Genomic DNA, 14,414 nt, shown 5'->3' with positions numbered 1-14,414 from the left:
TCCAAAGGCGCGCGTTCGTGTCGAAGGGGATCACGGATTTGTCATTACGCGCCATTCAGACCATTTGCCTTGTCGTGCTTGCGGCGATCGCGCTGTTCGCGGCGCTGCAATATTCACGCGATCTGTTCGCGCCGATCATCGCGGCGATGCTGCTCGGCGTCGTGCTGACGCCGCTGTCGGATCTGTGGGACAAGTTGCGCGTTCCTGCTGCGCTCGCGGCGCTGATTTCGGTCCTGCTCGCGCTCTTGCTGATCCTCACGTTGCTGTTGCTGATCGAACCCTATGTCACTCAGGCGATCTCGCGTGCGCCGTTGATATGGTCGGAATTGCGATCCACCATCGAGGAATTCCGCCGCGCCCTGCGCGGACTGGAAGAAATGACCGACAGCGTGGCGTCGGCCATCGACCCGGAGAACGCAGGCAAGAGCCAAACCGAAGAGGGCGATCCTGTCCCGGTGCCGACATGGACGGACGCGCTGTTCTATGCACCGCAGTTCGCAGCGCAGCTGCTGATCTTTACCGGCACGCTCTACTTCTTTCTGGTTTGCCAGAACCGGGTCTACGAGTGGGTCGGCGAAACCTTTCCAAAGCTGGGCGAAGCGGATCTGCGCTTTGCCGGGTCGCAAGTGGCGCGTTACGTACTCACAATCAGCGCGATCAACTTTTGCTTCGGGGCCATCGTCGCCATCGTCATGAGCCTGATCGGCATGTCGACACCCATTCTTTGGGGCGTCCTGGCATTTGCCTTGAATTTCATCATGTATCTCGGGCCCTCGATGCTGATCCTCGCCTTGCTGGTCGCCGGTATCGTTACCTTTGACGGCGCGATGAGCTTTGTTCCCGCTCTGGCCTATCTCGGCATGAACGCGACCGAAGCGCAGTTCGTCACGCCGACGCTGGTCGGGCGCAGCCTTTCGGTCAATCCGCTGATGGTGTTCCTCGCGCTGGTGTTCTGGCTTTGGCTCTGGGGGCCGATCGGCGGCATTATCGCCATTCCGCTGACGATCTGGTGCATCACCATGTTCAAGCGACTGACGGATCAGACCATTTCTTCGGGAACGCCCGGCAGGTTGCGCGCGAAACCCTCTGCCGGCGAGATCGAGTAAGGCACGATAAAACCGGTCCGGTCTTCGGGCGGTTTTTGCACGTTGTCGTCGGCCAGCTGCGCCCAGGCGCGCTGCGCGTTCTCAAGGTCGAAGAGGTCATCGTCGGCATCATCCTCCAGCCAATGACGGAAGCAACGATCCCGGATATGGTCCACTTCGGTCGCGCGCGTCGTGGCGATGCCCGCTTCGGTGTCCCAGGCCAGACTGCGGCCATTGAGATTGGCCGACGACACGATCGCCGCCTGATCGTCGAAAATGGACACCTTTGCATGGAGGTAGATCAGCGGCGCGTCGTGCAGTGTCGCGCGCCCCGCCCGGTTGGACCGGCGTTTCTGCACCGGTGAACCGACGAAGACCCGGTCGCCAAAGGCCTCTTTGACGATCCGCAGGGATTTGACCTGCAGGTGCTCGCCATAGGCGGCATCGCTACCTGGGTCGTCGCCAAAGGCCACATCTTCGGGGGCCGCCGGTAGGATCAGGATAAGTGACAGCTCCGGCTCCTGCGTTGCGCGCCTGGCGAGCACCTGTGCAAGACCCACATCGCGAAAGAACTGTGTCTCAAGGTAGATCAGTCTGGTCGCGGCCGTGATCCCGTCATGATGCGCCTTGGACAGCGACACGTCGTGCACTTCCGGCGAAAGGAACGGGGCGGAAATTTCGCGTTTGCGCGACAGCGTCCGCAAAAGATAGCGATAAGGAGATTGCGGCTTGCGGTCCGCCTCCTGCGCGAAGCTGCGGATATGCCGTGCGGCCTCTTCCACGACCGGGCCATCGACGGTGATCTGGGTGTCGTGCCAGGTTTCTTCGGGCGCCTGGCGATGGTCCTTGGTATCGAACCGACGGTCATTCAGATCAAGACCGCCTAGATAAAGACGTTTTCCATCGATCACGGCGAGCTTCTGATGATGGCTGACGGGGACCAGCGGCGGAACCGGCCACCATTTCGGTGAAACCCGGTCAGGCGTGATATTCAGCAGCGGGCGCAGCAGCGGCAGGTCGCGCAGCCTTTCGCGGCGCTCCGGTGCGGGTAGATCGTTCAGCTTGTCCGTCGTCGCGCGCATTTCCTTGATCAGGCGGGGCCAGAGCAGCAGTCGCGGCAGTATCCCCACCCGCGCGGGATGCATCGCGGCGCGGGCCTGCAGCAGATGGGGTTTCCCGGAAGCCTCTCCTGCTGCACGCAGCGCCCGCATGCAGGCCCATGTGTAGGCGTGCATATCCGACCGCACGACAGGATCGAAATCACTGATCTTCAGGTCGAATTTGATACCACGACGCAGCAGGGCAACCAGCAGATCGAACCAGGTCTCGCCGACGGCCTTTGCCTCGTCCGACTGCAGATGGGTCCAGGGATCAAAAACGCGAAAACTCGCCTCGACGCTGTCCTGTGCACCCAGCACTTCGCGCTCGAACGCGGGATATGCTTCCTCTGCCGTCAGGTGTAGAGAAAGAGAATCGTGGCCATTTTCCATGATCAGTAGTCTGGCGTATCTGGGACGAAATCGGCAACTTTGAAATCAAGCGACAGCGCGTAGCTGTCAGGTTGCTTGTCGATTTCCACTTTCCCGCCCAACTGGATCGCAAAGGCGTTGATCAGGCGTGTGCCCAGCCCGGTGCTTTCGGCATCGTCCTGCTCTCCGATGGAATTGCTGATGGCGAAATGACAGGTGTCGCCGGTGGTTTTCAGCGTGAGGCTGAACCATGGTTTCCTGATCTGATCGACGCCAAGGTGCTTCATCGCGTTCGTCGTCGCCTCCGCGACCAGCAGCGACAGCGGCACGGCCTGATCGGGGAACAGAAGCACCGGATCTATTTCAAGCGTGACGTCGACATCCGCATCGCTTTCGACGCCAATCTCCAGCGACTTTTCCGCAACCTCACGGACAAGATCGCCTGCGTTCACCTGACCGCTGCCTTCGGATTGATAGAGGTCGCGGTGGATCGTCGCGAGGCTGAGCACCCGGTCCTGCAGACGGTGCAGAACCGACCGTGTCTCTTCGTGTTTCGCCTGACGGATATGCATGTTCATGATCGAAGAGATCAGCTGCAGGTTATTTTTGACACGGTGATGCACTTCCTTGATGAGCACGCCCTTTTCACGCAGGGCATCCTCGATCCGCGCCTCGTCCTGCATGACCTCGCGCGTCATTCGCACGAAGTTATTGTGCAATTCCTGAATTTCGGTGGGCATCGAAACGCTCGCCGGTTGAATTTCGGCGGTCGCCCTGTTGGACGCAAAATCATCCATGTCGCGCCGCAACCGGGTGACGTGACGCAGGACAAGCGTGTGGATCGACAGCATCGCGACCGCCATACTGGCGGCCCACATCAGCAAGGGAAACAGGGCGGGACGCACGAGGGCCGTCACGTAACCGGGCGACGCCGCGGTCCGTTCCCAGACGCCGATGACGCTTGCCGGGCTGCCGTCGAGCGGTGTCAGCGCATAGGTATATGTCTGGTTGTCACGGCCGATGTCGTTGAAGACCAGACCGTCGGCGCCGACAAGATTTTCGAGGGCGCGGTTGCGTGGCAGGAATTGATCTGCCGTGTCCAGACCATTGCGGGCCGTCAGCACCTGCCCCGACGCGTTGAATACGATCAGCTCGCGCAGTCCCTGCTCGATCAGCGACGGGCGCAGTTGCGGCATGTTTTCGTGCGGTATGGAAATCGTGACATAGCCGGATATGTCCGGCCCCAACCGATAGGGTTGCGCCACGACGAAAACCGACTTGCCACTGATGCGTCCGCGCTGCGCCACCTGGATCGAAGGGCCCTGTGCGTCAACGATGTTTTGGAAGGTTTCGGACCCTGACAGGTCCTGAACGTCAGACGCCGAGGAGCAGGAGATCACACCCGAAAGCGGCACATATCCCACGAAGCTATAGCTGCTGTCGGATTGCGTGAACCGTGCAAAGTCGGAATTGCATTGTCCGGGGGTGTTGACGAAATCAACCGCCAGCGCAGCAAGAAACCGGGCCGCACCGAACGCCCGCTCGATTGCAAGCTGTTCAGCTTTCACAGCGCGTTCAGTGAGCGCGACAAGCGCGAGATCAGCGTTTCTCTTGGCCTCTTCCGCGACCTGGTTGGTCTGGTAGATCGCCACCGAACCAAGCGGCAAAAGCGCCAAGGTCAAAAGAAGAAGGATCTGGACGCGAAGGTTGTTCAACCAGGCGAAAATCATCAGGCTGGCAAACCGGGACTTCCTACCACGGCCTGAGTCGCCGCATCCGTCAGCTCAAGCACGTCATCGTCGCTGAGGTTCAGAAGTTCGGTCAGTTTGCCCCGCGCGCGGTTGACACGGCTTTTCATCGTACCAGTCGCGACGCCGCACATCTCTCCTGCATCTTCGTAGGAAAACCCCTGTGCACCGACAAGGATAAGCGCCTCGCGCTGCTCGTCGGCCAACTGATCGAATGCGACCTTGAAGTCGCGCATCTGCAGGCGTCCGTCATGATCGGGCTTGACCGATAGCTTTTCGGAAAACGCATTGTCGATGTCAGCCACTTCACGATTCAACTTGCGACGGCTGGAATAGAAATTGTTGCGCAGAATGGTAAAAAGCCAGGCGCGCATGTTCGTACCGGGTTTGAACTTGTCCATGTTCGTCCATGCCTTGAGCACGGTATCCTGCATCATATCGTCGGCAGTGGCGCGGTTGCGGGTCAGGCTGAGCGCGAATGCACGCAGAGCCGGCAGATGTTCCACCAGCTCATCCTTCGGGTCGGTCATCTTCACCTGTCACCCTCACGCTCATGATCCTGTGCGCGCAGAACTGACAGCAGATCGGTGATCTGGTCGGGTAATTCGTCTTTCTCAAGTTCCGAAAAGACCCGTTTCAGATTGGAGTCTATATATTCGGAAATTTTTGCGTTCCGTGGGTCTTCTGCGGTTGCCATCGCTTAAATCGGCCTCAAATTTTTGCATAGTTTACTTGCGCTGGAACCAAACGCAGGGTCTGACGTTTGGTTCCAGCAATTAGCGCAAAAAAGGCAAAGAATAATGAACGACACACCAGTTCAGGAAACGTTTTCCGATCTGATCGCGGCAGAATTGCCATACCTGCGGCGTTACACGCGGGCCCTGACGGGGTCGCAGTCGCGCGGCGACCAATACACGATCGCCACGCTCGAGGCGATCCTGAAAGACCGTTCGGAGTTCGACAACGAGGACGGCATCAAGGTCAACCTGTTCAAGTGCTTTCATGCGATCTGGGTCAGCACCGGTCAGACCTTCGCGGAACCGGAGGACAGTCTACGCGGTCGGGCACAGGGACTGCTTGCAAAACTCACGCCGAACTCGCGCGAGGCACTGTTGCTGCGGACCATCGAGGAATTCAATCTTGGCAGCATCGCCAAGATCATGCGAATAGATGTCGAAGAGGTGCGCGAACTGATCTCGACCGCGAACAGCGAGCTTGCGAGCAGCGTCAAGGGGCGCGTCATGATCATCGAGGACGAGCCGATAATCGCAGCCGACCTGACGGCAATCGTCGAAGGTCTGGGTCACACCGTCAACGGGGTCGCGCGGACACAGACCGAGGCCGTCGCGCTTGGCAAAGAAGGCGAGGTCGATCTGATCCTCGCCGACATTCAGCTTGCGGACAACTCTTCCGGCATCGACGCGGTCAACGACCTGCTCGAAACGATGGACGTTCCTGTCATCTTCATTACTGCCTTCCCGGAACGTCTGCTGACAGGTGATCGCCCCGAGCCAGCGTTTCTGATTTCCAAGCCATTTCAGGAGGCACAGGTACAGTCGGCCGTCAGCCAAGCGATCTTTTTTGCCTCAACGGCGACTTTGCGCAACTAACGGGTCACTAAGTAAAGGACCCCGCACGGATGTCCGTGCGGGGTGTGTACTCTTTCACTGCCTGGTCGGCACCTAATCTCGTGACGGACCGCCGCTCCTCGTGCGCATAAAGTGTATGGCCAAAGCGGCCACGAACAGCACGGCGAAGATGAAGAAAAGTATCTGAGCGATTGCAGCAGACGCCACGGCGATCCCTCCAAAACCGAACAGAGCCGCAACGAGTGCAACGGCTAGAAATGCTATTGCGTAATTCAACATTTTTGCTCCTTTCGCTTTAGGGTTGGTCCGCATTGCGCGGTTGTATTGGGACGACAACCGCTTCTGGCCAAAGGAAGTTCCATATTTTCCTATCTCCGTCCCGGGAACTCTTGCGGGTGTGACACGTTGTCGGGCTGAAACCAGAATGACGTGGAAGGAATGGACAATGGCGACGAAATCGACACGAGGCGCGGCGACGGTCGAAGACCTTTCTAGCGAAATTGAAACACTGCGGAGTGATATCTTGTCGCTGACGCAAACAATGGCGGATTTTGGACGCGCCAAAGGCGACCAGGCCCTGTCGGCGGCGAAAGCGAAGGCGGCAGACGCGCGCGACGCCGCCGCGGAGCATGCCGAGGCTGCACGCCAGCAAGCGTTGCGCCTGCAGGATGATGCGCATGACTTTGTGCGCGCACAGCCTGCGACGGCACTTGGCATCGCCGCGGGCGTCGGGTTTTTGATCGGTTTCCTTGGCAGCCGGAAATAACGGATGTTCGGCATCAAGGACAAAGTCGCCGACACTGCAAAGCGTGCAGGCCTCCTGACAGGAGGTCTGCTTTTTTGCGTTGTCGGCATGGCTTTTCTCACCGTCGCCGGCTGGTTTGCACTCGTACCGCTGCTGGGCCATCAAATGACGGCACTGGTGATCGCGGGCATCTATTTCGGCGTTGGCCTGATCCTGATCGGTGTCGCCTCGGGCACGCAAAACAGTCACGAAGAACACGGATCGTCACATGCGGCCCACTCACAGCATGCCGCAAAACCTGCAGCCGACGTCGAGAGCCCGCCGTTGATGCAGGCCTTTATGTACGGCCTTCAGGCGGGGAACCGTGCAAATCAGGCGCGTCGGAAGTAACAGCTGAAAGGATCATCTGCGATGTAAACGGGAGATCGACAGCCTCTAACGGGAAGGGAACGCCGCCCTTCCTTCCAAGCCCGATCACACGGCATCCGCGTGCAGCAAGATTTTCAAGCTCAGACAAATCTGCGTGCTCCGCGACGTCACCGCTGAGAAAGACGATCAGGTCGCTGGGCTGGATGGCGATAAACCGGTCAAGCATATCCGGCGAGTCCACTGAGTCCACGAATGCATCGGGAAATGCCTCTGAGAGCATCCCCTGCAGGTCCAATCGGATGATCGGGTCGGTCGCAATAATGAGGAATGACGTTCCCACAAAACCCCCGGATGGCAGATGCCGCCTCTCTATATGGTACTCAGCTTGTTCTCATTAATGTATGACATAGAAAGGACAAGAAAAATTGGCCACAAAATGTGAGTATTGCCCGCTGCGTCGCCGCGATCTTTTTGCCCCGATGTCGAAGGACGACGTGCGGATCATGCAACGTTTCAAGGTCGGGGAGCTAATCGTCGACCCAGGCACGCCGATCCTGCTCGAAGGATCGAACAGCCCCCAGTTGTTCACCGCGTTGCATGGCATGGGGCTGCGTTACAAGATGTTGCAGAATGGCAAGCGACAAGTCATCAACTTCATTTTCCCCGGCGATTTCATCGGTCTGCAGGCCGGCATCATGAAAGAGATGGGTCATTCGGTCGAAGCCACGACCAAAATGACACTCTGCGTTTTCGACCGGTCGACCCTGTGGTCCTATGTGCGCGAGCGACCGGAAAGATCGTTCGACCTGACATGGCTGGCCGCGACCGAAGAGCATTTTCTGGGTGATGCGCTCGCCACGCTTGGCCAACGAAACGCGGAGCAGGCCGTTGCATGGGCGATGACGCGGGTGTTCGGCAAGGGACAGGCCCTGGGCATGGTGGAAAACGCCAAGATGAAGCTGCCTTACCGCCAACAGGATCTCGCCGATGCCCTGGGATTGTCTCTGGTGCACACAAACAAGACACTGGCATCGCTGAAATCCCGCCAGCTTTGCCATTGGACAGACGGCATGTTGCGGGTCAACGATCCGGACGGGCTTGCAAAACTCGCAATGGTGGATAACCCCAAACCACCGCAGCGCCCGATCATGTAAGGTATCGCGCTGAACTATATGTCCAGGAAAATCGTCTCGCCGGGGCCCTGCAACGTCACGTCGAAACGATAGGCGTTTTCGGAAACCATCGTCGCGATCAGCGTGTCCGCCCGCCCTGTCTCTCGCGCCGCGCGGAGTAGCGGGTCGTTCCGGTTGGCCATGCTTTCATCATCAAAGTAGATGCGTGTCTGGAGCGGCGTATTGACTCCACGCGCCGCGATCCAAAGCGTGATGTGCGGTGCACTTTCGCTGCCGTCGTGCGCCGCGACCGGCCCCGGCTTGCAGGTCTCGAAGCAGTATGTGCCTGACGTGGAGTCGGTTGTCGTGCGCCCGAACCCGTCGCAATTCAAATCCGTGGCCGAGGGGCGCGATGCATATATGCCGCGCGCGTCGGCTTGCCATATCTCGATCAGCGCATCGCGCACCGGGTCAGCGTTCCCGTCGCGTACCGTGCCTTCGATCACGATCAGATCAGCGGCTGGCGGTGCCGGGTCCCAGATGACCGCGCCCGGGTCGCCCCATGATGGACGTGCCAGGTCAAGCGACGGACGACATCCGATATGCAGATAAGGTCCCGCCGTCTGGGATGGGGTCACGCGCCGCCTTTCCGACATCTAGCCTCCCTCCGGGCGGGTTTCGAAACAGGTCTGGTCGCGCCCGCGCAGGGTGATGTCAAAGCGGTAGGCCAAAGCATCCATCGGCTTCGCGCGGTCCATGTCCAGCGGGGCGATCAGGCTTCTTACCGCATCGGCATCGGTGACCGTTTCCACGATAGAGCAAAGCTCGATCAGCGGATCGCCCTCGAAATACATTTGCGTGATCAGACGTTGCGCGAAACTCTGCCCGAACACGCTGAAATGAATGTGTGCAGGCCGCCAGTCGTTCGGCCCGTTGGGCCATGGGTATGGTCCGGGACGGATGGTCTGGAACATATATGCGCCGTCGGCATCCGTCATGACACGCCCGCAGCCGCCGAAATTCGGATCGAGCGGCGCGAGGTAGCTTTCACTGCGGTGACGATAGCGGCCACCGGCATTGGCCTGCCAGATTTCGATGAGCGCATTGGGCACGGGGCGCGCGTTTTCATCCTGCACACGACCATGCACGATGATCCGCGGGCCGATGGCACCCTGCGCCGGATCGCCGAAGTTGTGGATCAAATCGGCATCGGCCTCGGAAATGGCGGCATGCCCAAACACCGGACCGCTTTCCTCTGATACAGACGTCTGCATCTGCAAGGGTGCATGGTTTGGGCTACGCAGCAGCGTGGATTTGTAGGCCCGTGATCGTGCGACCGGCTGGCGCGCCAGATCCCGCGGCAGGAATGGCGCGTCTTTTCTTTGCGTCATGGCTCTGCATCCATTTCGGCATAGGTCTGCTTGGCCAGTTTGACGGCCCGATTGGCCTTGGGCACGCCGGCATAGACCGCGACGTGCAAAAGCGCCTGCATTACGTCGGCGCGACTGGCCCCTGTTGTCTGCGTCGCGCGGATATGCATCGGGATTTCGTCGAAGCTGCCGGTGGCCGCAAGGATCGCGAGCGTCAGAAGCGACCGGTCGCGGCGGGACATGGTGTCGTCGGCCCAAAGCGTGCCCCAGGCCCCTTCGGTGATGAACGCCTGAAACGGCGCGTCGAAGTCGGTCGTGGCGGCAGTGGCGCGGTCCACATGCGCATCCCCCAGAACGGCGCGGCGGGCGGTATCACCTTTTTTCATCCGGTCGGCCATTTCGGTGCCCTTTCAGCTATCTCGTCGGTCAATACGGTAGCCCGACATAGTTCTGCGCCATCGCGCGCTGCGCGTGTTCGTTGGTTTGCAGGAATGCGATTTCCGCCAGCTGCATCTTGATATCGAAAGGCGACTGATCAGGATAGCGATGCAGGAGCGACGAGAACCACCACGAAAACCGTTCGACTTTCCAGACCCGGGCCAGCGCGTTCTGCGAGTAGCGATCAAGCCGATCCATCTGGCCGGTCGCGTAATGCCCCGCCAGCGCCTCAGATAGGTAGTGCACATCCGAGGCTGCCGTGTTCAGACCCTTGGCGCCGGTTGGCGGCACGATATGGGCTGCGTCGCCGCACAGGAACAGCCTGCCCCATTGCATCGGTTCGGTGACGAAAGACCGTAGTGGGGCGATGGATTTCTCGACCGACGGGCCGGTCACGAGAGATGCGGCCTGTGCGGCAGGCAACCTGCGTTTCAATTCCTGCCAGAAGGTATCGTCCGTCCAGTCCGACGGGCTGTCTGAAATCGAACACTGGATGTAGTAGCGGCTGAGGTTCTCGTTGCGCATCGAGCAGAGCGCGAAGCCGCGATCCGAAGTGGCATAGATCAATTCGTGGCTGACCGGTGGCGTGCGCGACAGGACCCCGAGCCAGCCGAAGGGATAGACCTTTTCGTATTCCCGCCGCACCGTCGCGGGGATCGTGCGGCGGCTGACGCCGTGAAACCCATCGCAGCCAGCTATGAAATCGCAGGCGATGCGGTAGTCCTCTCCGTCAACGGTGCACAGCACTTGCGGGGTGTCGGTATCCGCGCCGGCGATCACTACGTCGGAAACCTCGAACAGCGTCGGCGCGCCCGATGCGGCGCGCGCATCGTAGAGGTCGCGCGTCACCTCCGTTTGGCCATAGACGACAACCGGTTTGCCGGTGAGCGCGGCGAAGTCGATGCGGAAGATGTCGTCTCCGCTGGCGATCTGTGCGCCGTTGTGGACATAGCCCTCGGCATGAAGCCTGTCGGCGCAGCCCGCCTCTTCCATCAGATGCACGAGACCCTGTTCCAGAACACCCGCTCGGATGCGGCCAAGCACATGCGCCTGCGTCTGCCGTTCCAGCACGATCGTGTCGATGCCCCGCCGTGTCAGCAACTGGCCAAGCAGCAACCCGGCAGGGCCTCCGCCGATGATCGCCACTTGTGTCTTGATGGTCCGGTTCATGTCACCGGCACTATGGCGGCGGTGGCCGATCCTGTAAAATGACAATCACGCCGGGGCGCCGCCCATGGAGCTAATCTGGTCCAGCAAGGTCGCGCAATGGCGCAGTGCCGCGCCGCAGGTTTCCGCCATTTGTGGCAGGACCATCCATTCGAGTGCCCAGGCTGTGCCCGACCGTTCCTGCTCGTGGATAAGCGCCTGCGCAAGCACCGCCTGCTGACCGGCGGCATGTCGGGCCAGCGTCACGAGCGTTTCGGCAAGGATCGGATTTTGTTTGTGGGGCATGGCGGAGGATCCGCCGCTACCGGTCAAAGCGATCTCGTCAATGCCCTGCTGCGCCATGAGCGCGATATCCGCGCCGATCTTGCCACAGTGACCTGTGATTTTCGCGATCAAGTGGCCCGTGTCGACGATCCGCGTCCGGTCAGTATGCCAGACCGGACCTGCGGCGAGGCCCAGCGCGTTGGCGACGTGCGGGAGCAACGCTTCGATGTGCGCGTCGCGCATGCCGACCGGCCCGCCGATCTGCACTGTGCTAATCGCGTCGCGCTGCTGCTGGCACGCCTGATGCAATCCGCTAATAGGAGACTGCCACTGACCCAGACGATGGCCTACGCTGATCGGTAGGGCAGCCTGCATCCGGGTGCGGCCCATCATGGACCGTGCGCCGAAACGTGTGGTCAGTTCATCCAGTTGCGCGGCGATGCGATCGAGTGCGGTCAGAAAGCCTTGGAGACAGATCCGCAGGCAAAGGACCATCGCCGTGTCGATCACATCCTGGCTGGTGGCACCGGTATGGATTGCGGCCTGCACGTCCGGCGGCAGACCATCGCGCAGCTGCTTCACGAGGGTGGGCACCGGCAGCCCGTCCCGTTCGCTGCCCCGCGCCAAAACAGTCGGGTCGAGTTGCGCCACGGCCATCGCCTGCAAGGCTGCGGTGCCATTTTCCGGGGTCACTGACCCGGTCTCGATCAGCGCCTGTGTCCAGGCCGCCTCGAACGCAAGCATGTGCGACAGCACGGTCGGCGCGGAGAACGCCGCCGCGACACTTGCATCAGCGAATAGATCGCCCCAGAGGCCGTTTCGGAGCAGTGGGCCGCTCATGTGCGGATCATCTGGGGGCCATGCGAATGGCCCCGTCGAGGCGGATCACCTCGCCGTTCAGCATCGGGTTGTCGAGGATATGGCAGACCAGTTTCGCATATTCCGCAGGCCGTCCCAGACGCGACGGAAACGGGACCTGTGCGCCGAGCGACGCCTGCACATCCTCCGGTAACCCCTCCAGCATCGGCGTCAGAAACAAACCCGGCGCGATTGCGCAGACGCGCACGCCCTTGTCCGCCAGATCACGGGCCATGGGTAACGTCATGCCGACGATACCGCCCTTCGATGCGGCATAGGCGGCTTGCCCGACCTGCCCGTCGAATGCCGCGACAGAGGCGGTATTGATAATGACGCCCCGGGTGCCGTCGTCATCCAACGGGTCGGCCGCCACCATCAGGGCAGCGGCCTGACTGGCGCAGATGAAACTGCCGATCAGGTTGATCTGAATCGTTTTCGCAAACATCTCGGGGTCATGCGGGGCACCGCGCGACACTGTTTTGCCTGCGGGGGCGATGCCGGCGCAGTTGACGAGAATAGCGGGCGTGCCAAGCCGCGTTACGACGTCCTCCAGCGCGCTGGTGACGCTGTCTGGGTCGACCACATCGACGGGGCATAAGATTCCACCTGTGGCTTCGGCGGTGGCTTTGCCGCCAGCTTCGTCCCGGTCGAGTATAGCCACCCGCAGGCCTGCGTCGGCGAGCGCACGGGCAGTCGTGGCCCCCAGCCCGGATGCGCCGCCGGTTATCACCGCGACCCGGTCTTTCCATATCTCCATTACCGCGTTCCTTTCCGGTGCGCGTTTCCCTGTCTCAGGCGGCGCGGTTCAGTCCCTTCGCCTCGATATCGGCGAGCGTCTTGTCGAGCGCGATGGTCGCACGCGCGATGATCAGATCGACCTCCTCCCGCGTGATGACCAACGGCGGCGCGATAATCATACGGTCGCCGACGTGGCGCATCACGAGGCCGTTGGCAAAGCAGTGTTCGCGGCACATCAAGCCGACCTGCCCGCCCTCGCCTGCGAATGCGGCGCGGGTGGATTTGTCGGGCGTCAGCGCGATGGTGGCAAGCAGCCCGCGGCTGCGCGCCTCGCCCACCAGCGGGTGATCGGCAAGCGTCGCCCAGCGGTCGGTGAGATAGGGGCCGATATCGTCACGCACCCGGTCGACCAGGCCTTCTTCTTGGATGATCCTCAGGTTTTCCAGCGCAACGGCGGCCGCGACGGGATGGCCGGAATAGGTGTAGCCGTGATTGAAATCGCCCGCCTGTGCGACGGTCTGCGCAATCTCGTCACAGACGATGGATGCGCCGATGGGGATGTAGCCGGACGACAGGCCCTTGGCCACAGTCATGATGTGCGGCTGGATGCCCACCGCCTGAGAGCCGAACCAATGGCCGGTGCGCCCGAAGCCGCAGATCACCTCGTCCGCGATCAGCAGAATGTCGTGGGCGTCGCAGATCCGTTTGATCTCCGGCCAATAGCTGTCGGGTGGAAAAACGATACCGCCCGCGCCCTGGATCGGCTCGGCGATAAATGCGGCGATCTTGTCTTCGCCGAGTTCGGCGATCTTCGCTTCCAACTGGCGCGCGCGCTCCAGCCCGAAGGCGTCGCGGTCCATATCGCCGCCTTCGTCGTACCAGTGCGGCTGATCAATATGGGTGATGTCGGGGATCGGCATTCCCCCCTGTTCGTGCATCCCGGTCATGCCGCCAAGGCTACCCCCGCCCATGGTGGAGCCGTGGTAGGCGTTCTTGCGGCTGATGATGACCTTCTTGTCGGGCTTCCCCTTGGTCGCCCAGTAGTGGCGCACGAGACGGATGTTGGTGTCGTTTGCTTCCGAACCGGACCCGGCGTAGAAAACGTGGTTGAGGTCGCCGGGTGCCAGTTCGGCGAGTTTTGCCGACAGCTTGATCACCGGCACATGGCTGGTCTGGAAGAATGTGTTGTAGAACGGCAGTTCCGCCATCTGGCGCGCAGCGACATCGGCCAGTTCGGTGCGCCCGTAACCGATGTTCACGCACCACAGGCCGGACATGGCGTCGATATATGTGTTACCCTCGGTATCGGTCAGGGTGACGCCCTGCGCCGATTTCATCACCCGCACGCCTTTTTCGGCAAGTTCCGCCCCATCGGAAAATGGATGCATGTGGTGGGCGGCGTCCATCGCCTGAAGCTCGGCGGTGGGCGGATGGTTGGAGCGCGGCATCGGGGCCTCCTGCA

The 14,414-nt window shown here is 60.9% G+C and carries 17 protein-coding genes; 5 read left to right on the top strand and 12 right to left on the bottom strand.

Going from position 1 to position 14,414, the window contains the following annotated elements:
- Window positions 1-17 precede the first annotated feature (17 nt).
- Window positions 18-1,106, top strand: a complete 1,089-nt coding sequence (locus AC04PH_RS02395) for an AI-2E family transporter (protein ID WP_483064144.1) — start codon at window positions 18-20, stop codon at window positions 1,104-1,106.
- Here the strand turns inward: AC04PH_RS02395 and AC04PH_RS02390 are convergent.
- Genes AC04PH_RS02390 through AC04PH_RS02375 form a run of 4 tightly spaced genes read right to left on the bottom strand, consistent with a single transcriptional unit; the run spans window position 1,040 to window position 4,999 of the window.
- Window positions 1,040-2,575 (bottom strand): phospholipase D-like domain-containing protein, encoded by a 1,536-nt coding sequence (locus tag AC04PH_RS02390; protein WP_483064143.1) that lies wholly within the window; start codon window positions 2,573-2,575, stop codon window positions 1,040-1,042. The two genes, AC04PH_RS02395 and AC04PH_RS02390, sit on opposite strands and share 67 nt — an antisense overlap.
- A gap of 2 nt (window positions 2,576-2,577) precedes the next feature.
- Window positions 2,578-4,269, bottom strand: a complete 1,692-nt coding sequence (locus AC04PH_RS02385) for a histidine kinase dimerization/phosphoacceptor domain -containing protein (RefSeq protein ID WP_483064142.1) — start codon at window positions 4,267-4,269, stop codon at window positions 2,578-2,580.
- A 14-nt stretch (window positions 4,270-4,283) separates the two neighbouring features.
- On the bottom strand, window positions 4,284-4,832 hold the full coding sequence (locus tag AC04PH_RS02380; protein ID WP_483064141.1) for an RNA polymerase sigma factor: 549 nt from the start codon (window positions 4,830-4,832) through the stop codon (window positions 4,284-4,286).
- A 2-nt stretch (window positions 4,833-4,834) separates the two neighbouring features.
- Window positions 4,835-4,999 carry a NepR family anti-sigma factor gene (locus AC04PH_RS02375; protein ID WP_483064140.1) on the bottom strand — a complete coding sequence of 55 codons (165 nt, stop codon included), beginning with the start codon at window positions 4,997-4,999 and terminating at the stop codon, window positions 4,835-4,837.
- Between the two features lie 103 nt (window positions 5,000-5,102).
- Between AC04PH_RS02375 and AC04PH_RS02370 the strand changes: the two genes are divergently transcribed.
- On the top strand, window positions 5,103-5,912 hold the full coding sequence (locus tag AC04PH_RS02370) for a response regulator (RefSeq protein WP_483064139.1): 810 nt from the start codon (window positions 5,103-5,105) through the stop codon (window positions 5,910-5,912).
- 72 nt (window positions 5,913-5,984) lie between these two features.
- Here the strand turns inward: AC04PH_RS02370 and AC04PH_RS02365 are convergent, their stop codons facing one another.
- Window positions 5,985-6,170 carry a DUF1328 domain-containing protein gene (locus tag AC04PH_RS02365; RefSeq protein ID WP_483064138.1) on the bottom strand — a complete coding sequence of 62 codons (186 nt, stop codon included), beginning with the start codon at window positions 6,168-6,170 and terminating at the stop codon, window positions 5,985-5,987.
- Window positions 6,171-6,210: 40 nt separating this feature from the next.
- On the opposite strand from AC04PH_RS02365, the gene AC04PH_RS02360 reads away from it, so the two are divergent.
- The 3 genes from AC04PH_RS02360 to AC04PH_RS02350 all read left to right on the top strand — a co-directional run bounded on the left by AC04PH_RS02360 (window position 6,211) and on the right by AC04PH_RS02350 (window position 8,159).
- Window positions 6,211-6,657 carry an ElaB/YgaM/YqjD family protein gene (locus tag AC04PH_RS02360; protein WP_483064137.1) on the top strand — a complete coding sequence of 149 codons (447 nt, stop codon included), beginning with the start codon at window positions 6,211-6,213 and terminating at the stop codon, window positions 6,655-6,657.
- Between the two features lie 3 nt (window positions 6,658-6,660).
- A complete protein-coding gene (locus AC04PH_RS02355; RefSeq protein ID WP_483064136.1) occupies window positions 6,661-7,026 on the top strand; it encodes a phage holin family protein in 366 nt (121 codons plus the stop codon).
- A gap of 404 nt (window positions 7,027-7,430) precedes the next feature.
- On the top strand, window positions 7,431-8,159 hold the full coding sequence (locus AC04PH_RS02350; protein WP_483064135.1) for a Crp/Fnr family transcriptional regulator: 729 nt from the start codon (window positions 7,431-7,433) through the stop codon (window positions 8,157-8,159).
- A 14-nt stretch (window positions 8,160-8,173) separates the two neighbouring features.
- Here the strand turns inward: AC04PH_RS02350 and pcaG are convergent, their stop codons facing one another.
- The 7 genes from pcaG to AC04PH_RS02315 are packed head-to-tail and all read right to left on the bottom strand — an operon-like array spanning window position 8,174 to window position 14,400.
- Window positions 8,174-8,755 (bottom strand): protocatechuate 3,4-dioxygenase subunit alpha, encoded by a 582-nt coding sequence (gene pcaG / locus AC04PH_RS02345; protein WP_483064134.1) that lies wholly within the window; start codon window positions 8,753-8,755, stop codon window positions 8,174-8,176.
- Window positions 8,756-8,773: 18 nt separating this feature from the next.
- Complete coding sequence (pcaH, locus tag AC04PH_RS02340) at window positions 8,774-9,508, bottom strand: protocatechuate 3,4-dioxygenase subunit beta (RefSeq protein WP_483064133.1); 735 nt, start codon at window positions 9,506-9,508, stop codon at window positions 8,774-8,776.
- The gene (gene pcaC / locus AC04PH_RS02335) at window positions 9,505-9,885 is read right to left on the bottom strand and encodes a 4-carboxymuconolactone decarboxylase (RefSeq protein WP_483064132.1); all 381 of its coding nucleotides are present in this window, start codon (window positions 9,883-9,885) and stop codon (window positions 9,505-9,507) included. The genes pcaH and pcaC overlap by 4 nt, the downstream gene beginning before the upstream one ends.
- A 28-nt stretch (window positions 9,886-9,913) precedes the next feature.
- The gene (gene pobA / locus AC04PH_RS02330) at window positions 9,914-11,083 is read right to left on the bottom strand and encodes a 4-hydroxybenzoate 3-monooxygenase (protein WP_483066133.1); all 1,170 of its coding nucleotides are present in this window, start codon (window positions 11,081-11,083) and stop codon (window positions 9,914-9,916) included.
- A 57-nt stretch (window positions 11,084-11,140) separates the two neighbouring features.
- Window positions 11,141-12,196 carry a 3-carboxy-cis,cis-muconate cycloisomerase gene (locus tag AC04PH_RS02325; RefSeq protein ID WP_483064131.1) on the bottom strand — a complete coding sequence of 352 codons (1,056 nt, stop codon included), beginning with the start codon at window positions 12,194-12,196 and terminating at the stop codon, window positions 11,141-11,143.
- A 7-nt stretch (window positions 12,197-12,203) separates the two neighbouring features.
- Window positions 12,204-12,971: an SDR family NAD(P)-dependent oxidoreductase gene (locus tag AC04PH_RS02320; protein ID WP_483064130.1), complete on the bottom strand. Its 768-nt coding sequence runs from the start codon at window positions 12,969-12,971 to the stop codon at window positions 12,204-12,206.
- A 34-nt stretch (window positions 12,972-13,005) separates the two neighbouring features.
- Entirely contained in the window at window positions 13,006-14,400 is a 1,395-nt protein-coding gene (locus tag AC04PH_RS02315; protein ID WP_483064129.1) for an aspartate aminotransferase family protein, read from the bottom strand.
- Window positions 14,401-14,414: the final 14 nt, after the last annotated feature.

Source organism: Yoonia sp. KMU-150 (assembly GCF_056858355.1).
The sequence above is the reverse complement of the archived record's forward strand: the minus strand, read 5'-3'. Positions and strand labels throughout refer to the sequence as shown.